Here is an 18,919-nt window from a genome sequence, read left to right on the forward strand (position 1 = left end):
GTAACTCAACAGCCTTAATACTTTGATTGGAGAGTCAGTGGATGATCTCATTTTCTGCACCCGGACGATGATCAATGAAAACCGTCTTTATTTTCAGGGCGCACGTAAAAAAGAAGTGAGGGAAGAGGTGAACAGGGATTTTGCCCGGCTGTTTTACCCTTCCAGGGAAGAGTGGAGAAAACAGGTGATCGATAAAGGAAGAGAAGGCCTTGAAGCGGTGCTGCGAAGTGAAAACATCCAGGTGTAATCTGGTTAAAGACCAAGAAGTAAAAAATGATACAACGAAGGTTTCCCGGTAGTTCACTGAACTTTTGGGAAGCCTTTTTTATTTCTTTTTCTGCATGTAGGAAGGTGCAGGGGGGGATAATAGTACTTCTCACTGTGCGCAGGAAAGAAAGCAAACAGACAGAACTGAGAGGCGTGATTTGCACAAATGATTTCAGCCATTCTAATCGGGCTCACGATCCTTTTTATCGCAGCCAATCTCTATTACTTTTTCACCAGTAAGTCTTATAACAAAAGCTACTTTGATCCTGCAATGTTCTACAAACTATTCCTGGTGATGCTTGGAGTGACTTTCGGGTTCACGCTGCTTTATTATTTTTTGTCCTTCAATGAAGTGATTCTGAGAATCAATGATCCCAAGGGTGAGGTTGTAGAGCCTACCTTTTCGGATTTGCTTTACTTCAGCGGAGTCACGATCCTTGCCGTGGGGTACGGTGATCTTGTCCCTGTGGGAAGTGCCAGGCTTTTTTCCCTGCTACAGGCCGGCCTCGGTCTGCTCCTGCCTGCTGCCTACTTTATGAAAGCACTCAGCGGCGAAAGCAAAGAGGAAAGTAATGAATGAGGGGATCTTTACCTAGAGTTTCTCAATTCATTTTGAGAGAGCACAACAGTAACCTACCCAAAAAAGAATTCCAAAAGGCGTTCGGAAATACTTGCGCCTGTCAGTTCTCTTGTAATCTCAGCGCCTATGAAGCCTCCAATAATACCTAATACACCAATCGTGATATAGAATTTTGTTTTACTCCTCATAATTTAAAAACTCTCCTTGAATGTTATGACTTTTCCCTTATTTTTGGAAGGATCAAACATTTATTTCAAATTAAAGCACACCTTCCGATTGGGGAAGGTGTGCTTTTTGCCCGTGAAAGCCGGGGAAAAACTTCTTATTCTGACTGCTTCACACTGAGTACGGTGACAGTGACCAGGATGAGGATCATTCCAAGAAGCTGAATGAGGTTCAAGTGATCTCCGAGGAGCAGAACCGCAAACAATGAAGCTGTCACCGGTTCCACCATGGCGACCATCGAAGCGGTTGTGGGGGCAGTCCGCCGCATACCAATTACATAAAGGATAAATGAAATACCGGCCCCCAGAATTCCCAGTAAAAGCAGCCATCCGATGTCGTTTGACATCACCACCTCAGCTGCTTCATTCTTATCCATAACAAGAAAAAGAATCACAGAAAACGTGAAAAAGGCGATGACCAGTGTAGGCTGGGGTCTTCCAATTGAAGAGGCATTTTTAAATCCGAATATAAACAGGGCGTAGGAAAGGCCGGCCCCGAGCCCTGCTGCCACCCCGAGCATACTCACTGAAACCGAATCGGTGTTGTAGGCACCCGTAAGCAGGAGAATCCCCACAAGGACACCGGCGATGCATCCCCATTTAAACCAGGTCGAACGTTCCATCCGCAATAAAAAGGAAATTAAAAGGACGAACACAGGGGCGGTATACATAAGAGTGGCGGCCACAGCTACACTGGCAGCCTGGATACCGAGAAAATAAAGGGAGAAGTTTCCCGCAACGCCAACACCGGCCAATATAGACCATAAGTATAGACGGGGAGAGACATTCAGATTCTGTCTAAAGCGAAAGAGGAACCACGCGAAAAAACATACAAGCCCAATGGCTCCCCGATAAAATGAGATCACAATAGGATCCCAGCCGTTTGTCATTAATATATCTCCGATTCCACCGCTGATGCCCCAGAATACAGCGGCTAAAATAACTAAGCCTACACCAGAATATTTCATCATTTCCCTCCCATAAAGAAGTAATCGTGTGCAGTGGGAGGCATTCCGTGATTACAGAGTGGAAAACCTCTTACGTTTGTCAGGATTTTTGGTGACATTGGTGTTTTCCCCTTCCGGGACGGTTTTACCCCACATTTTTGAAATGAAATAGGCAGCGCAGGAGTCTGCAGCACCCAGCAGCAGAAGCAGCGGTAAAAATAATGTGTGAGTGAATCTTATGCTGAATTGTAAGTAGAAAGCACACCTTCTGAGCGTGAAGGTGTGCTTTTTGCCGGTGTACTCAGGGGAAAGAAACTTTCTCATTCGGCCTGCTTTACTTAGTACGGTAGTCGTTACCAGGATGAGCACCATTCCCGAAAGCTGAGTGGCGGTCAAATGATCTGCGGGAGCAGAACGGTGGTAAATCCTTGTGGTTCTACCTTAATTGTCTTATTTCACTGTCGTTTTTTAGATGAAGGGACACACAGCGGCATGAATAAAAATGATATGCCAGCAAAATGAAATATATAGAATCAAATCCAAAAGCTTGCAAAGTCATGTTTTCTCTTACTCTCCAAAGGAAAGAGGGTTAATAGAAAGAACAGAGAGAGGCAGGGTCTGTAAATATGCTGTCAGTTATTTTAATGGGATTCGCAATTCTGTTTATCGCAGCCAACCTCTATTATTTTTTTACGAGCAAATCTTATAAAAAGAGCTACTTTGATCCTGCGATGCTCTATAAGTTATTCTTTGTGATGCTGGGACTGACTTTCGGTTTCGCAGTGCTTTACTATGTATTGTCCTTCAATGAAGTTGTGTTAAGAATCAATGACCCCACAGGTGATCCGGCAGAGCATACTTTTCTGACCCTGCTCTACTTCAGCGGAGTCACGGTCCTCTCGGTAGGATATGGTGACCTTGTGCCTGTAGGGAGTGCCAGGCTGTTTTCGCTTATACAGGCAGCTCTTGGTTTTCTCATGCCCGCTGCCTATTTTATGAAAGCTCTCAGCAGCGGAAGTAATGGGGAAAATAATTGAGTAAGGGGATCCTATGCTGAATTGCAGGTAAAAAGCACACCTTCTGAACGGGAAGGTGTGCTTTTTGCCGGTGAAGACAGGGGGAATAAGCTTTCTCATTTGGGCCAATTTATCCTCTTGGTACCCCTTAAGGATCAACCGTCCACCAATCAAAGGTCTGTGCGAGTATGATCTTTTTTTGATAAAAGCAGCAAACTTGTACTGTGCTTTTGAAAGGAGGTCTAACAGTCCAGTATAAAAATCCTGAAGTAACTTCAAGCAGCCAACCGAAAGACTCAAATGTGCTCATGTATGATTAACAGCCCGGGGAAACGGCAAAAAAACCTTTGTAAATTAACAGGAATTCCTGGCTGTTTTGGCCTGTAAACCCCAGCGAAAGGAAAGGTGCTGACATGAGCGAAATCAATAGATATTTTAAAGAGACGTATACGGAATCCAGGGAGAGATTCAGAGATCTGCTCAGTCAGGTCCGGGAAAAGTGGCCTGACGCTGAGCTGTTCACGGAGAATGTAGGCAGGGAAGAAGACAACACGATTGATGTGATTTATTCCGAAGCCGCCTCGTCCAATGAAAAGGCGGTTTTTATGACCAGCGGTGAACACGGGATCGAAGGATACACAGGGGCTGCGGCAATTCACCTTTTTGTGGACAAGTATATGCCTAAGGTTGACTCTTCCGATACAGGGATCTGTCTGGTTCACGGGATCAATCCGTGGGGAATGAGGCATTTTCGCAGAGTCACCGAAAACAATGTGGATCTCAATCGGAACTATTTCCTTGAGCCTTCCTCCATCCCGCGCCATATCAATGAAAACTATGAAAAAGAAAGTCATATCTTTCAGCCGGTGGCTCCGGTGGAGGAGATTGGGAAAGAGAAAACAGAGCTGTATGAGGCCATCACAAAAGGGATGATGGACAAAGGCACCTCAGGCATACGGGGAGCCAAATCGATGGGGCAGTTTGTATTTGAACGTGGCGTTTATTACGGCGGGCGCAGCGCAGAACCGTCTGCTGAGTATATGAAATCCTGGCAGAAGCGCCTGCTGGACACTTTTGAGCGGATCGCCCATATGGACTGGCATACGGCGCTTGGGCCGACAAATGAAGTCACGATGGTCATTTCGGACCGCCATGAAAAAGAAGAGCAGGAGCTCCAGGACACGTACGGAATGGAAAATGTGAAAGTCTTTTCCCACGAAGATGTGAAAGGAGATTCCACCGACTACTTTTACACCCTGAGAAACGATAAAGCGCCATCGAAAAAGCTGTTCTCGGCCCTGTTTGAATTCGGCACATTCGGCACTTCCTACGAAGCGGAGTTACGGGAATTCACCACGATTATCCTGGAGAACCAGCTGTACTGGGAGGGAACCGATTACGAGGAAAGCCGTGAGTGGATTCAGAAAGAGCTGATGAACATGTTCTATCCGGGTGAAAAGGAATGGAGAGAATCAGTCCTTCGTGAAGGTGCCCGGGCCATAGAAGCTGTACTGAGTCAGGAGGGCATTCTTACTTCCGAATCTGCCGGTTCACGTTCGTAAAAGATAGGTATTGATGGATAAAGGGAAGGCACGAAGACTTGTTCTTCGTGCCTTAAAATAATTATAGCCTGTTCAAATAAAGCTGCCTGTTAGTGTATTAAAGAAATCAGTCCATGCTTTTTCCTAAACGGTAATCTGTTTTCCAGAGTTCTTAGAGAAGCTTAATAGCGTTTGCTTCAATAACCGAAGGAAAAAATAAAACACGAAAAAATTAAATACAAAACCTATTAGGTTAAAAGAAACAGAGCCACTCAAAGAGTGATAAAAGAACCATTCGGCTGGAAAACCATAGGAACGGCTACTATCTTCAATATACACGCCCAACACGGGCACAAGAGCAGCCCCTACCGTAAGAAGATAACTTATGAAATACATATTTTTATACAGCCTCATGTTTTTTCCGAATACATATACGCCGGCAATCCCTATAACCAATAACACTATAATAACCGGTACATAAAAGCCGGGTTCTCCAATGTTATACGGCCTCCTATTACTAAAAGTAACAAGCAGTAGAAGAACACTGACTATATAAATAACGTGCATTTTATTCCATTTCATTTTTACACCTCCAAAAATCTCCCCGTTACTTTACTTAATTTTATATTAACATAAATATCCAATCACTTCTTTTTACAGTAAAATCCAACGACAAACTTCACCCTGTCTAACGGGAATATTTTTCTTTCGTACTATTAATCTTTTTTCGACACCTTTTCCATTTTCATCCGTCTATAGATATAAGGGTGATACAATATCTGTAAAGTCAGGTAGACTTACAGAACTACATAAGAAGCGGGTGGAAACAATATGAATCTCATGAAAACGCTGAAGATTTCAAGTGTGACGGCAAGTCTTCTGGTGGTAATCGGGTACGTGACGTATGCGTGGCTGGATATGAGACCGGGGTCGTACGATACGAGAATCATTCAGGAAGTGGAAGACGAAATCGGCGGTCCGGTCGTTATCGAGGAAGTGATCGACTTTCCTTCCCAGGAGGAGGTCGAGGAGCGGTTCTCTCTTGAAATGTCAGAGTATGACCTGCAGCAAATCATCCATAATATGAGTCATCAAAAGATTTACGCTTCGGATAAATGGGGCGTGCCTCTCCTTATTACTGATGAAAAAATTGAGCGTTTGCTGGAAGTCGTTGAAGCAAATGAATATGAGCGTGTAGGAAATTACCGCCGAATTTTGAACCGCTGGAGTGAAGGCGATTTCTCCAAAGCCGTGGAAGATCACAATTTTATCTGGAATCTTCACGATGGAACCGTCGGAAAAGCAGAACGTCTGTTTACCGAGGAAGAGGAGAAAGCCTACATCCTCAGGCATTTCTATGAAAGTACGCTGGAAGAAGACGAAGACTAAAGCAGGGGCACGAATTAATGTAAGACGATTCCACTCAAAGATGGGGGAATAATAATGGATACACTAAAACAAAGAGTCCTTCAGGCAATGAGTTTAACAGACGATTTTTATAATCATATAAATGAAGGCTGTTTAAGGTCCAGGATCTCGGAAGTACCTTCAAATACGATTGGAGAACAGGCATACTGTCTGCTAGGAGCAAGAGAAAGTTACCTGAAGGCTTTAATAGCTGGTCAGTGGGATGGATTTGAGTGCAGTTTAACTGATAGTAATGATAAATCTTTATTAACCGGCAAATTAAAAGAAACTTATGCGAACGTAGAGGGATTTTTACAGGATAACAGCAGCGGTAAAATTAATACAGATTTACTTTTTGACTTACTGGAACACGAGGTCCAGCACCACGGCCAGTTGATTCGATTTGGTTATGCGAATAAAATTGAGTTTCCAAAGAGTTGGAATAAGCGTTATACCGTGTAATTTCTTTTCATCTGGCAGGCAAAAGCAGAGGCTCGGTTCAATCGGAACTGAGCTTTTTTGGTGTATGTAAAAAGTCGCCGCTGCAACACCTATGCATTAGCTGCGAGGGAAGGAATTGCTAACAGATATAATGAGATCCTGCATAATTTAACGCTCCCGGAGGAAGAAATAGGAACGTTTACGTTCGGGTATCACCCAGGCCAGCTTTTACATAAAAAAACAAGTAACCGGGAGGCACACCTATGTTTAGAAGAATTTTTTCCGGTATATTGAGTGCAGCAGTTTTGGCAGGCGGGCTCGGTTTTAATGGTCTCCCGGCAGAGGCCTCTAATAAAGGTAATCCGGTGGCAGAAGAGCTTTCGATGCCGCAGGAGCCGGTCGATAACGTCATCTTTATGATTCCCGACGGCTTTTCTTCCGGATACAACATGATCTACCGTCATTACAAGGAGCGCGCACCTGTCTGGGACCGCTTCCTGAAAGGGATGGTGACGACGCACTCGAGCGATAACACCATAACCGATTCGGCCGCAGCTGCCACAGCCATGGCCACCGGCGTAAAAACGAACAACGGTACGCTGGGTATGGATCCAGATGGAAACGAGCTTGAAACAATTCTTCAGGCCGCGAACAGGAACGGAAAATCTACAGGAGTTGTGGTGACGGCCACTGTGACCCACGCCACCCCCGCAGCGTTCCTGTCCCATGTGAGTACGAGGAGCAACCAGGCAGAAGCCGCCCGCCAGTATATCGATTCCGGCAAGGTGGATATCCTCCTGGGCGGAGGGCTGCACTATTTCCTCCCTGAGACGGAAGGAGGAGGGCAGGAAGAGCGGAATCTGGTTGAGGAAGCGACATCAGACGGGTACCAGGTGGTAAAGGACCGTGATGGGCTGCTTGGTATCGAGGAAGGCAGAGTGCTCGGGCTGTTTGCAGACGGGGCCATGGCCCCCGAGTTTCACCGCGGTGAAACAGACGAGCCGAGCCTGAGGGAAATGACGAGTGCTGCCATTGAACTCCTCAGCAGGGATGAAGACGGCTTTTTCCTCATGGTGGAAGGAAGCCAGATTGACCGGGCCGGCCACGGCAACGACGCTGCCTGGGCAATGGGCGACACCGAAGCTTTTGAAGAAGCGGTCATGGAAGTTCTCGAGTTCGCGGAAAAAGACGACAATACGCTCGTAGTCATGGCGGGAGATCACGATACAGGCGGTTTTTCCCTTGGATGCTGCGGGAGCAGAGTAACTGATGTGAGCCTTCTGCAGAACGTCACGGCTACCGGTGCTTATATGGAAGACAAGCTGAACAGTGATCGCTCCAACGTGCGGGAGGTCGTGAAGATGTATACGCCCATCACCCTTACGGACAGTGAGGCGGCACGAATCCGGGAAGCGGACATGCCTGCAGAGGAAATCACACGGATTGTCAGTGAGCGGTCCGGGATCGGCTGGACGTCGACCAATCATACAGGTGTCATGGTGCCGGTCTTTGCGTACGGTCCCGGGTCTGAGCAGCTGAAAGGGCTGATCGATAACACCGACCTGCCTGAGTTTATTGCAAAAGCTTACGGAATTACCCTTGGGAACGAAAAAAATAAATGAATTAAAGAGCCTGGCAGGGAAAGTTCCTGTCAGGCTTTGTGCTGTTATTTCCTGCTTTAACCTTGGATAAATATGTTAAAATACAAATGGGAATATTCCGGTGGTAATGTTTTGCCACGTCTTCTGTAAAGACGACTGTTAAATAGAGATGCTTTTAAAAAAAGTCAGATACAGGGTGGGGAGAGTAGTGACGGAGATCCTTGAGGTGAATCAGCTTAAAAAGACATACCCGGAGTCTGCGTTTTCACTGGACGCTGTGACATTTTCAGTACCGGCGGGATCGATTACCGGCTTTATCGGAGAGAATGGTGCAGGGAAAACAACGACAATGGGGGCGATCACGGGCACTCTGCATAAAGACGGAGGGTCGGTGAAGGTGTTCGGGGAGCCTATGGACGGGACGAAAGATCACCTGAAAGAACAGATCGGTGTTGTGTTTGACAGCATGAACTTCTCCGGTGAGCTGAACCCAATGCAGCTTTCGAACGTATTCAGTCAGATTTACAGCCGGTGGAACCGGGAGAGGTATGTTCACTATCTCAATCTCTTTAAACTGCCGGGAAAAAAGAAGATCGGGAGTTTTTCAAAAGGGATGTGTATGAAGCTCTCGATCGCCGTGGCTCTTTCCCACGATGCCCGGCTGCTGATTCTGGACGAGGCTACTTCAGGACTTGATCCGGTGGCGCGGGAGGATGTGCTTGAAGTGTTTTCAGCGTTCGTCCGTGACGGCGAACGGGCGATTCTCCTTTCCTCACACATCACGAGTGACATTGAAAAAGTGGCCGATAACCTGATTTTTATAAAGAACGGCACGATTCTTCTGAAGGTGAGAAAACGGGAAGTATTTGAGACGTTTGCGCTTGTACAGTGTGAAGAAGGTGAGCTTGAGAGGCTGGACAGAAGGACGGTGCTCGCATACCGTCACACAGCAGATGGGGTGGACGTCCTTGTAAAGGAGAAGGAAAAACTGCCGCAGGGAGTCAGGACGCGGGATTTTTCCATCGATGATATGACGCTGCTGCTCATGAAAGGGGAAACCGATGAAGGGTCTCGTACTGAATCACTACTACGCTATTGAAAAAGGGATCAAATCGTCAGTTGCTGCAGTAGCTGTCCTGGTTATCGCAGCACTCGTGATCCAGGAGGACTGGGCGCTGAGATTTGCGGTTTTTCTGCCGTTCCTGCTCATCCCGGTCCATGCGTTTGAAGTATTAAAGCGCGATGTGCTGTCCGGATGGAACCGGTTTGAAATTACGCTGCCGGTAAAGAGAAAGCAGATCGTGCAGAGCAAATACGCGACGTTTCTGCTGCTCTTACTCGTCAGCCTTGCTCTGCCGATGGTATTATATACGGCAGTCCATTTTCTGATCGAACCGGTTTTTACGGACATAGTTTTTAACTTTCTTATGCGGGGGATGGGTCTTGTTCTCTGTCTGGCCGCAATCGTTTATCCGCTCACGTTTAAGTGGGGGACGGAGAAATCCGACATGATTTTTATCCTGAGCCTCGCTTTTTCCTTTGGGACGTTCGGTGGCGTATCGGGGCTGCTTGCTCTCGTTATCGGCACTCCGGACTGGTATGATCAGGTGTTTTCTTTAGTGTTCCTCATTGTTGCACTGGCTTCGTTTGCCGTATCGTACATGCTCTCTCAGCGCATTTATAAAAAGAAAGAATTCTAGGTAAGCCGCAGATCTTGAGAGTGGAGCGGAGGATGAAATGCGATACGTATCGCTTATGAAAACTGCGACTGATGGAACCCTGCACAATAAGAAAGCGTATCGCCAGGCGATATGCTCTTTTTTTGGCCTCATAAGGAAGAGGTGGATTTCGAACAATGTATTGGATATTTATTTACTGCAAATATTGCGTATCACTTCCGGGTGGTAGCGATACATATACAGGAACGTAATGTATAAGCGGTTTTCTGCAGAAAAAAATACATATTGCATAGCGATACACCTTGCAAAAGTGTCAGAAAACATTCATAGTTTAGAGGGGAGGGGGTCGACGATATGCGACACGATATTCAGGCAAATGAAAGGTCTTTTACGACGAAGGAAGTGGCGGAGGAACTTGGGATCGCGACACCAACAGTCCGGAAATACGGCCAGATTCTTGAACGTAACGGATACGAGTTTTTTAAGGACGGAGACCGCCGGGTGTTTGTACAGACCGACGTCGATGCACTCCAGGCGATACGCGATACGGAGAGGCCCCTGAATGAAACAGCAGAAGACCTTGTCGCACAGCAGAAACAACGGCTTGCCAACTACAATCGAAGCGATATAGCGCTTCCCGATACATACGATACGCTGCCCCAGGATCCGAATCAGCTGCGTGAGGCATTTGCGTTTCTCGCCCAGGAACTTGCCGCTACGCGTGAGACGAATCTGCAGCTTACCCAGAGTCTGGATGAAATGAAAACTACCGTTTCCCGGCTGAAGCAGGATCACCACGTGATCAGCTCGGCGATCGGAAACTCGTCACAGAAAACCCAGTCGAAGATTGAGAAACTGACGAATGAACAGAAGACCTACTACGAAGCCCTGCTCGAACAGGAAAAGGAAAAAAGTGATTCCCTTCAGGAGGAACTGAAGGCGATCCGGGAGCAGCAGGAAAAAGAGTGGCAGGCGCAGAACGACTTCAATAAACGTCTGGAAGAAAAGATTCAGAAACCCCAGGGAACGTGGGGGAAACTCCTTTCTCTTCTCGGCAGGTAAAATTACAGAAATTAAAGGGACGGTTCTTACGCTTCAAAACGAAGCAGATGGAGCTGTCCTTTTTTCGTGCCTGAGTTCCTTCTTTTCTCCGTTATGGACTTACTTAATTTATGAGGGGGGAAGATGCGTCTGCTATTATGTGCGAACCGTCAAAATGGCTTTTCAGAACGAACAGACAGAAACTCCGGAACAGCATTTTGTTACCTTCAGGACTTCAGAATCACGGAACAATACCAGAGATTACTACAGAGATTACAAACATAAACCTTTTGTCGACGTGAACGTCGACGGTGCGACTGGACTCGTGAAAGCTCATGAAGGAATAACAAAAAGGAGCGTCTGCCAAAGAACGTTATTATTGCCACTATCTGACCTGTACCCGGTGATCAATCATTGTCTGACAGTCGTCAGGGCAGACTATGGTTCAAATATGTGATACGGAGTGATGACAATGTACCGAAAAACTATCTCCTTCTGCATTGCCCTGGTTACTGCAGTAGCGATACTCATCAGCAACGGTCAGACTGTATTCGGAAAAACGCATGAAGAAATGCAGCTTGAAGCTTTCGCGAAAGACAATGAATATATCGCAGCTGATGAGGCTATTGCCGAATTTGGGGAGCAGGCTGATGAAAAACCAGTGCTGCCAACGGTGTTCCCGTTTGAACCGACGCACAAGTACGGTCGTGTGGATGAAGAAGGGAGGCTGAGGCTGCACTACGCAATAGAGAGATGATGAAGACACCTGACGCAGCCAGAAGTGAATATTGCGCTGCATTTTATTAATAATTACTTAATCACGTTTGTCAATTAGAAGCTTGATGATAAAAGGTTGAGGGAGCTCCTTCTAGTTCTCTTTTTGACTCCTCAATTTCTACTGTCGAAAGTTTATTCAAAATAACTTCCATCTTTTAAAATAGTATACTTTTTACTATTTGTATCTGATCTGCTTCTCATGAAAACTGTTATCGTGGCATTTTTGTTTTGGAAAAAACTTATTCTTTTTTAGAGTGCAGCTGGCACCTCTCTCCCTTTAGTGGAGCGTATTTCTGCCAGGTCAGAACCAATGAAACAGAACCTTCACTCAGTAGAAAAGCCTTCCATCACCACGATGGAAGGCTTTTATCATGTTCCTCCAACCGCTTTCTCCCTCCTGGGAACCGGAAGCGGCTTGCCGATGACGAACTGGCTTAGCCGGAGAAAGGACAGCATTTTGGCAGCGGCTATGGACATGGCAACTGCGTAGACCATTGCCAGCGCAAAGTAGACGAGGGGATCCATGGCCGGGCTGTGTGGCAGGTAGTAGAGAAACAGTTTGTGAAGCAGGTAGATGTTAAACGAATACCTGCTGATGAACAGCACCGGGGCCGGAGCCCGCTTCAGCCTGGAAGCGAAGTAGATGATGATCATGATCATCGCAGCCGTGTACAGAAGCATATCGATCCGTTTCGATGATACTTCCGTAATGATGTCTCCTCTCACGAAGATAGTGAGGAGCACGAGGGAGACGGCAGGGACTGTGAAGATGATTTTTCTGTGCTCCCGGATCTTCTCCCTGACTGTCTCAAAGTACAGGCCGCAGTAATAGCCGAGTGCGAAGTAGAAGATCCAGCCGGCAAACGGCAGCCAGTAGCCCCGGGTCCAGATGTAATCGCCGACAGCACCTGTTGGCGGCGGTGTGAAATTAAAGAACGCCAGGTAGGCGATGTTGAGTGCGAAAGCAGCGGCAATCACCCGCACCGGCCGCCACTTTTTCATGTGCTCGGACAGGAAGTAGTGCAGGACGTAAAACTGAAAAATGATCAGGATAAAATAACCGGTGTAGCCGCCTGCAAACAGGTTCAGAAAGATGCTCTGCATGATGGTGCCCGCCGGGTTTTCGACCATGGCGAATACGATTCCCATAACTGCGAAGGGGATGAGCAGAAATTTGACCCGCTTACGGAGGAAGTCGTCGGGCAGGCCGTTCTGATAGGCTCTTGCCAAAAGCATTTCCGAAATGAACACAAACGCCGGTGTGCCGAAGAAAAAGATAAAGCGCGTAAAGATGAGCAGGTATTCCTGAAACTGGCTGAGGGATCCATCGTAGTTGGCGAGGGTTGTGTTGACCGCGTGGGTCACGACAACCGCCAGACAGGCGACCGCTCTCAGCCAGTAGGCCTCTTCGATGATACGGTTACGGATAAGCGGCCACTCCTTTTATGATAAAAATAAAGCTGTTTCTATTAAAATTCGTCAATTAAATTAGTACGTTGGAAGAAGTGGATTTCTGACGGGTGTACCGAAAGGGAAAGCCCTCCTGATTTTTTCAGGAGGGCTCAGGTGATAAGTGAACTAGTTGATATGCGGGCAGGTACCGCAGCAGTTGTCCTTGCTGCCGCCTTTAAGAAGGTAGGCAAGACAGCAGTGCTTACGGATGTAGTATTCCCCGTCCGGGCTGAGCTCGAAATGAAAGGACAGAGGGGACCCTTCGATCAGAAAGAGGTCAAGCGTGCGGCGGATCGTTTCTTTTTTATCCGGGTCTGATGCGCGAAGCTTGTGGGCGGTCTGGTACAGACTGTGTGCCACAAGTGAGTGCATGTGTGTCTTTTTTGCACCGGTGGCTCCGGCCATCTGTTCAAAGAGCGGATCCAGGTGTCCGGACACGAAGCGGACGATCCGTGCTTCCGCTTCTCCCCCGGTTAACGAGTCTGAAGGCGCCACGGAGGAGCGGTCCAGCATGAACGCCAGTTTCGCTTTATCCTTAACGAGCATGCCTGTATGCGCAGGGGAGGCGTCGATGGACCAGCCGTATACGGCGGCGGAAAAGAGGCCACGGACGAGAGCAGCGTAACGCTTGCCGAAGATGGTTCCCGTAACGACGCGGTTCGGGGATTCCATGGCTGTGCGCAGGCTGTCTGTGAAGCTGGAGATATAGTCAGAGCTGCGGATCAGTTCGGCGATCGTATGATCACTTTTTTCCTGCAGCTCTTCGGTAAACGTTAAGCCTGTCTGTTTTTCCAGATCAGTGAAGTTGGCAACTGGGATCATGAGGATGTCTCCTTTACAGCATTATGTACTGTCAGTATACCTTGGTTGAGAATTATTTTCAATTAGCTGTTGACAACGGATGCTTGTCGGCCGTACACTGGATTTGTATACGATAATGAGAATCGTTCTCATTACCTCCTTCTTAAGAACTGCCTTCACCCCCTTGGCAGTTCTTTTTTTTACAGAAGGATAAAAAGAATTGCTGTTTCAGAGTAAAAGAATGAAGCGGAAGGCGGCGACTCCGGCGGGAAAAGCAACAGGCGAAGACCCCGCCGGGTGTTTTTCCCGAGGAGGCTGAGGCGTTGCCCGCGGAAAGCGTCCGCCTGGAGCGGAATGTAAATAGCGGATAAGGACAATGCGGAACACTTTCAGATATATTATGCGAGGAGCGTGGTTACCATGAAATGCGGCATCTTCTTTGTCAGTATGTCAGGCAACACCGAGGATATGGCGGATATGATCGAGGCCGAGGTGAAGACTATAGACAATACTGTAAAAGTGGAGAAACACGAAATGGACGAGGTCGAGGCAGGCGAGCTCACGGGATACGACGTAATTTTCCTCGGAAGCTACACCTGGGGAGACGGGGATCTCCCCTACGAGGCGGAGGACTTTTATGATGAGCTTGAAGACGTGGACCTGTCGGGCAAAGTCGTCGGCGTCTTCGGCTCCGGCGACCGGGACTACCCTCATTTCTGCTCGGCCGTTGATATGTTAGCCGAACGTGCGGAAAAGCAGGGAGCACGGACAGTGCCGTCGAATGTAAAAATAGAGCTGGCTCCGGATACAGAAGAGGACGAGGAACAGATCCGTGCGCTGGTAAAGGACTGTATGAAAAGTCCTGTAACGTCAAAATAAACGATGACAGGAGAGGATTTTCATGATCAGTAAAGAACTGACCGACGGCTTAAACGAACAGATGAATTACGAATTTTACTCCGCCCATGTGTATCTGGCCACAGCCGCCTATTGTTCAAACGAAAGTCTGGACGGGTTTGCAAAGTTCTTTCTCGCCCAGGCAGAGGAAGAGCGCTTCCACGCGATGAAGTTCTACAACTTCCTGATCGATCTCGGGCAGCAGGCGGTAATTTCGGAGATTCCCGGACCAAAAGCCGGATTTTCCTCCGTTCAGGATGCCTTCGAAAAATCCCTTGCCCATGAAAAAGAAGTTACCCGCAGAATCTATAAGCTCGCAGACCGGGCCCTGGACGAGCGGGAGCACGCGACGATGACGTTTCTCAACTGGTTCATTGAGGAGCAGGTGGAGGAGGAGGCGTCATTTGATGCCATCATCCAGAAGCTCAAGCGCATCGAAACAGACAGCAACGCCTTTTATATGCTGGAAACGGAGCTTGGAAAACGGACATTTGAGAACGGATAACGCTGTGAAAGACTGCCGGTGAGTTTGCCCGGCAGTCTTTTATCTGCTCTGGGCTAAGGCTCTATTTGTGAAGCGGATCTTCTGTTCAGGCGGGAACAGAAATGAACCTTACGGTAGATGGAAAAAAATATTTACAAAACATTTAAAAAAGGGTTTGACGTCTGTAAATTCGTGGATTATACTTATCTACGAAAGCGCTTTCGAATGGGAGAAATGCTAAAATGGCAACGATCTATGATATAGCAAAGAAAACGGGGTATTCGATCACGACAGTGTCAAAGGCCCTGAACAACTATACCGATGTAGGGGAAAAGACAAAGAAGAAAATTCTCGAGGCAGTTGAGGAGATGGGGTATTACCCGAATTCCATTGCCCGTTCCCTGACAACGAAAAAATCGTGGGCAATCGGTGTAATCTTTGTGGAAGACCTGAAAATCGGGATGAATCATCCGTTTTTCAGTGCTGTGATTGAAGCGTTCAAGAAACAGGTGGAAGCCCAGGGCTACGATATTATTTTTCTCAGCCGTAATATTGGCGGGGAGGAAAAAAGTTACCTGGATCACGCGCTGCACCGCGGAGTAGACGGCGTCATTGTTGTCTGTTCCAATTATAAGGATGAAGAAACAGAGAAACTCATCAAGTCTCCTCTTCCGACTGTGGTCGTGGATCTGCACAGCGACGAATCGAGTGTTGTCTACAGCGACAACTACGATGGCAGTGTACTGGCAGTGAAGCACCTGTACGAGCTCGGTCACCGCAGAATTGCCCACATTCAGGGTATCCAGCGGACACATGCCGGCACGGAACGTATGCGGGGTTACAGAGATACGCTTCAGGAACTGAAGCTGGATGCTCCGGACGAATACGTGGCAGACGGGGGCTTCTTCTCCTATGAGGGAGGTTATGAAGCCATGAAAGAGCTGCTGAGCCTCGATAACCGTCCCACAGCCGTTTACGCTGCAGGGGACAACATGGCACTCGGTGCCCTGAAAGCCTGCAGGGAAATGAATGTGGCTGTGCCGGACGACGTCTCGGTTGTCGGTTTTGACGATATTGAAGTGGCAAAACACGTGACACCGGCACTCACCACGATCCGCCAGGACACGGACATGATTGGCATTAAAGCGTCAGAGCTTCTGGTGAATCAGATTAACTCAGGCAGCAAGGAAGGCCAGGCTGTAAAAGTGCCGGTCGAACTGATTGAACGGGAGTCTACAAAGGCGATTTAAGCCTTTGTAGGACACCTGGAAAAATTTTTTATACTTTACGAAAGCGCTTTAGTTAGTTTTCGGAAAAGTACAAATGATGTATGCTTATTCTATAGCAAAGTAGGGAGCCCTATATTTTTTGGACCTTCCGAAAGCGCTTTAGATAAAAAAACGATTCTTATATAAAGAATCGATAACAAATTAAAAGGGTGGGATTTCAGGATGAAAAAGGTGTTATCACTATCCATGGTTTCCATGCTGGCACTTGGGGTTACAACTGCCTGCGGTGACGATGAAAGTGCAGCTGGCAGTGAGAATTCGGGGGATCGGGAGAAGCTGACGATCTGGTCATTTACAGATGAGCTGGAAGAGCCGATTGAAATATTTGAGGAAAGACACGATGTTGATATTGATTTGACGATCATTCCGATTGAGGACTATCCGACTCGTCTTCGCCCGGTACTTGAAAACGGAACAGGCGCGCCTGACATTTTCACAGGAGAGCTTGCTTTCATTAAAGACTGGGTTGAGCAGGACTACTGGGAGGATCTGAGCCAGGAGCCTTACAATGCAGAAGAGCTTGCAGACGATTATATTGAATATGTTTTTGAGATGGGCCGTAATTCTGAAGGAACTTTGAAAGCGCTGTCCTGGCAGACAACGCCAGGGGGAATTTTTTACCGCAGAAGTATTGCCGAAGAAGTACTCGGTACAGATGACCCTGAAGCAATCGGGGAGCGCTTCTCCACGATGGAAGGCATGTTTGAAGTCGGGGAAGAGCTGAAATCCGCAGGTTACCGCCTGTTCCCGGATGAAGGAGCCGTCCGCTGGTTCTCACAGGGGCAGAATCCTCAGCCGTGGGTCAATGAAAACGACGAGCTCGTACTGACTGAAGAGCGCAAGAACCACTTTGACTATGCAAAAGAGCTTCGTGACAAAGACATGACTGCTTTTGCGCCTGAATGGTCTCCGGCATGGTTTGCGGCGATGGACGGTAAAATCAACTACAACGCCGGCTGGGATGAAGTGGATGAGGATGCATCCAACGAAGTGGAAGTGTTCTCCTACGCCCTTCCGACATGGGGACTTCACAGCGTACTGAAAATAAACGCCGAGGAAACTGCCGGTGACTGGGCAGTGACCAACGCGCCGACACCTTACTTCTGGGGCGGTACGTGGCTTGGAATCTACAGCGGATCCGATCAAAAGGACCTTGCGTGGGAATTCGTGAAAATGATGACACATGATGAAGAGTTCCTCACTGACTGGGCGCTCGACACTGGTGACGTACTTGCCTACCTTCCTGTAACAGAGGAAATCAAGGATGAGTTCCAGGACGAATTCCTTGCAGGCCAGAACAACTACAAATTCTTCCTTGAGGAAGCAGAATCAATCGATCCTGACACGGTTACACGTTACGACCAGCAGATCGATGCCATGTTTGGAAGCATGGTTGAGGATTATGTAGAGGGAGCCAAAACAAAAGAAGAAGCCATCGACGAATTCTACAACCTGGTTCGCAACGCCTACCCTCATATTCAAGTGCCAAATCAGTAACACAGTGGCTGTAAATCAGCCTGCTGAAGGGGAGGGAGCAAGTGCCTCCCCGTTTTTATTTTAGAGAGATGAAAGAAGGTGTGTGAGATGAAAAGACTGGATAAGTTTGGCTACATATTCATCGCCCCGTTTTTTCTCGTATTTATTACGTTTACAATTTATCCGATTCTACTGACGTTTTACTACAGTTTTACAAGTTATTCGGGCAGAGGGGAAGCGGAGTTTATCGGACTCGCAAACTATGCCCGTCTACTGACAGATTCCTATTTTTATCAGGCCTTTTACAATACGATGTACATCTGGGGGATTAACTTCTTTTTCCAGCTGGGTATCGCCCTGCTTCTTGCCATTTTATTTTCCGATATTCGCCTGAAAATGAAAGGTCTCGGATTTTTCCGGGCGGTATTTTATCTCCCGAACCTGATCACGATGGCGTCTGTGGCCCTTCTCTTCGGGATTTTACTCGGATGGCACCACGGTACGATCAACCATCTGCTTCTGGATCTCGGTATTATCTCCCAGCCGATTAACTGGCTCAACGATCCGACAACGGCGAGATGGTCTGTTGGTCTTATCGGGGCGTGGATGTGGTTTGGTCATACGTTCATCATTCTGATGGCGGGGATCTCGGGGATTTCCAAAGATTACTTCGAAGCCGCACTCATCGACGGAGCCAACCGCTGGCAGACGCTGACGCGGGTGACGCTTCCTCTGTTAAAGCCGATCATGCTGTACGTACTCATCACGTCTCTCATTGGCGGACTGCAGATCTTTGACCTGCCGATGCTCATTACCGACGGCATGGGTGCACCGCAGGGATCACTTAACACGATGGTTCTTTATCTGTACAATCAGGCGTTCCGTTTTGACAACTACGGATACGCGGCAGCTGTTGCTTACGGGCTGTTCATGATTACTGTGCTGTTTTCTTTCATTACGTTTAAATCGATGTACCGGAAAAATGTTAAAGAGGGGTGA

At 47.6% G+C, this 18,919-nt stretch carries 21 protein-coding genes; 16 read left to right on the plus strand and 5 right to left on the minus strand.

Annotation, left to right across the window (positions count from 1 at the left end):
• Positions 1 to 37 precede the first annotated feature (37 nt).
• Together FGB90_RS13120 and FGB90_RS13125 are read left to right on the plus strand one after the other, a co-directional pair.
• A complete protein-coding gene (locus FGB90_RS13120; RefSeq protein ID WP_138811303.1) occupies positions 38 to 247 on the plus strand; it encodes a DUF2817 domain-containing protein in 210 nt (69 codons plus the stop codon).
• A gap of 186 nt (positions 248 to 433) precedes the next feature.
• Positions 434 to 847, plus strand: a complete 414-nt coding sequence (locus tag FGB90_RS13125) for an ion channel (protein WP_138811304.1) — start codon at positions 434 to 436, stop codon at positions 845 to 847.
• Between the two features lie 322 nt (positions 848 to 1,169).
• Here FGB90_RS13125 and FGB90_RS13130 read toward each other — a convergent pair whose 3' ends face one another.
• Complete coding sequence (locus FGB90_RS13130) at positions 1,170 to 2,039, minus strand: DMT family transporter (protein WP_138811667.1); 870 nt, start codon at positions 2,037 to 2,039, stop codon at positions 1,170 to 1,172.
• Between the two features lie 51 nt (positions 2,040 to 2,090).
• On the minus strand, positions 2,091 to 2,342 hold the full coding sequence (locus FGB90_RS13135; protein ID WP_138811305.1) for a hypothetical protein: 252 nt from the start codon (positions 2,340 to 2,342) through the stop codon (positions 2,091 to 2,093).
• A 302-nt stretch (positions 2,343 to 2,644) separates the two neighbouring features.
• On the opposite strand from FGB90_RS13135, the gene FGB90_RS13140 reads away from it, so the two are divergent.
• Positions 2,645 to 3,055: an ion channel gene (locus FGB90_RS13140; RefSeq protein ID WP_138811306.1), complete on the plus strand. Its 411-nt coding sequence runs from the start codon at positions 2,645 to 2,647 to the stop codon at positions 3,053 to 3,055.
• Positions 3,056 to 3,447: 392 nt separating this feature from the next.
• Positions 3,448 to 4,596, plus strand: a complete 1,149-nt coding sequence (locus tag FGB90_RS13145) for a M14 family metallopeptidase (protein ID WP_138811307.1) — start codon at positions 3,448 to 3,450, stop codon at positions 4,594 to 4,596.
• A 123-nt stretch (positions 4,597 to 4,719) separates the two neighbouring features.
• On the opposite strand, the gene FGB90_RS13150 is transcribed toward FGB90_RS13145, so the two are convergent.
• Positions 4,720 to 5,157, minus strand: coding sequence for a hypothetical protein (locus tag FGB90_RS13150; protein ID WP_138811308.1), 438 nt, complete (start codon positions 5,155 to 5,157; stop codon positions 4,720 to 4,722).
• Positions 5,158 to 5,406: 249 nt separating this feature from the next.
• On the opposite strand from FGB90_RS13150, the gene FGB90_RS13155 reads away from it, so the two are divergent.
• The 7 genes from FGB90_RS13155 (at position 5,407) to FGB90_RS13185 (ending at position 11,501) form a co-directional block, all read left to right on the plus strand.
• Complete coding sequence (locus FGB90_RS13155; RefSeq protein ID WP_138811309.1) at positions 5,407 to 5,964, plus strand: DUF6241 domain-containing protein; 558 nt, start codon at positions 5,407 to 5,409, stop codon at positions 5,962 to 5,964.
• 54 nt (positions 5,965 to 6,018) lie between these two features.
• Entirely contained in the window at positions 6,019 to 6,444 is a 426-nt protein-coding gene (locus FGB90_RS13160) for a hypothetical protein (RefSeq protein ID WP_138811310.1), read from the plus strand.
• Positions 6,445 to 6,686: 242 nt separating this feature from the next.
• Positions 6,687 to 8,045, plus strand: a complete 1,359-nt coding sequence (locus tag FGB90_RS13165) for an alkaline phosphatase (protein WP_138811311.1) — start codon at positions 6,687 to 6,689, stop codon at positions 8,043 to 8,045.
• 187 nt (positions 8,046 to 8,232) lie between these two features.
• Positions 8,233 to 9,123, plus strand: a complete 891-nt coding sequence (locus FGB90_RS13170) for an ABC transporter ATP-binding protein (protein WP_138811312.1) — start codon at positions 8,233 to 8,235, stop codon at positions 9,121 to 9,123.
• The gene (locus FGB90_RS13175) at positions 9,086 to 9,724 is read left to right on the plus strand and encodes an ABC-2 transporter permease (protein WP_138811313.1); all 639 of its coding nucleotides are present in this window, start codon (positions 9,086 to 9,088) and stop codon (positions 9,722 to 9,724) included. Before FGB90_RS13170 ends, FGB90_RS13175 begins: the two co-directional genes overlap by 38 nt.
• Positions 9,725 to 10,057: 333 nt before the next feature.
• On the plus strand, positions 10,058 to 10,765 hold the full coding sequence (locus FGB90_RS13180) for a hypothetical protein (RefSeq protein WP_138811314.1): 708 nt from the start codon (positions 10,058 to 10,060) through the stop codon (positions 10,763 to 10,765).
• A gap of 451 nt (positions 10,766 to 11,216) precedes the next feature.
• Positions 11,217 to 11,501 (plus strand): hypothetical protein, encoded by a 285-nt coding sequence (locus FGB90_RS13185; protein WP_138811315.1) that lies wholly within the window; start codon positions 11,217 to 11,219, stop codon positions 11,499 to 11,501.
• Positions 11,502 to 11,890: 389 nt separating this feature from the next.
• Here FGB90_RS13185 and FGB90_RS13190 read toward each other — a convergent pair whose 3' ends face one another.
• A complete protein-coding gene (locus tag FGB90_RS13190; protein ID WP_138811316.1) occupies positions 11,891 to 12,949 on the minus strand; it encodes an acyltransferase family protein in 1,059 nt (352 codons plus the stop codon).
• Between the two features lie 150 nt (positions 12,950 to 13,099).
• Complete coding sequence (locus FGB90_RS13195) at positions 13,100 to 13,795, minus strand: (2Fe-2S)-binding protein (protein WP_138811317.1); 696 nt, start codon at positions 13,793 to 13,795, stop codon at positions 13,100 to 13,102.
• A 399-nt stretch (positions 13,796 to 14,194) separates the two neighbouring features.
• Between FGB90_RS13195 and FGB90_RS13200 the strand changes: the two genes are divergently transcribed.
• The 5 genes from FGB90_RS13200 (at position 14,195) to FGB90_RS13220 (ending at position 18,919) form a co-directional block, all read left to right on the plus strand.
• Complete coding sequence (locus FGB90_RS13200; RefSeq protein ID WP_138811318.1) at positions 14,195 to 14,653, plus strand: flavodoxin; 459 nt, start codon at positions 14,195 to 14,197, stop codon at positions 14,651 to 14,653.
• Positions 14,654 to 14,675: 22 nt separating this feature from the next.
• Complete coding sequence (locus FGB90_RS13205) at positions 14,676 to 15,176, plus strand: ferritin (RefSeq protein WP_138811319.1); 501 nt, start codon at positions 14,676 to 14,678, stop codon at positions 15,174 to 15,176.
• A 221-nt stretch (positions 15,177 to 15,397) separates the two neighbouring features.
• Positions 15,398 to 16,405, plus strand: a complete 1,008-nt coding sequence (locus FGB90_RS13210) for a LacI family DNA-binding transcriptional regulator (RefSeq protein ID WP_138811320.1) — start codon at positions 15,398 to 15,400, stop codon at positions 16,403 to 16,405.
• A 201-nt stretch (positions 16,406 to 16,606) separates the two neighbouring features.
• Positions 16,607 to 17,941, plus strand: coding sequence for an ABC transporter substrate-binding protein (locus FGB90_RS13215; protein ID WP_138811321.1), 1,335 nt, complete (start codon positions 16,607 to 16,609; stop codon positions 17,939 to 17,941).
• A gap of 87 nt (positions 17,942 to 18,028) precedes the next feature.
• Positions 18,029 to 18,919, plus strand: a complete 891-nt coding sequence (locus FGB90_RS13220) for a carbohydrate ABC transporter permease (protein ID WP_138811322.1) — start codon at positions 18,029 to 18,031, stop codon at positions 18,917 to 18,919.

It is taken from the genome of Alteribacter natronophilus (assembly GCF_006007885.1).
Classification (GTDB): domain Bacteria; phylum Bacillota; class Bacilli; order Bacillales; family Salisediminibacteriaceae; genus Alteribacter; species Alteribacter natronophilus.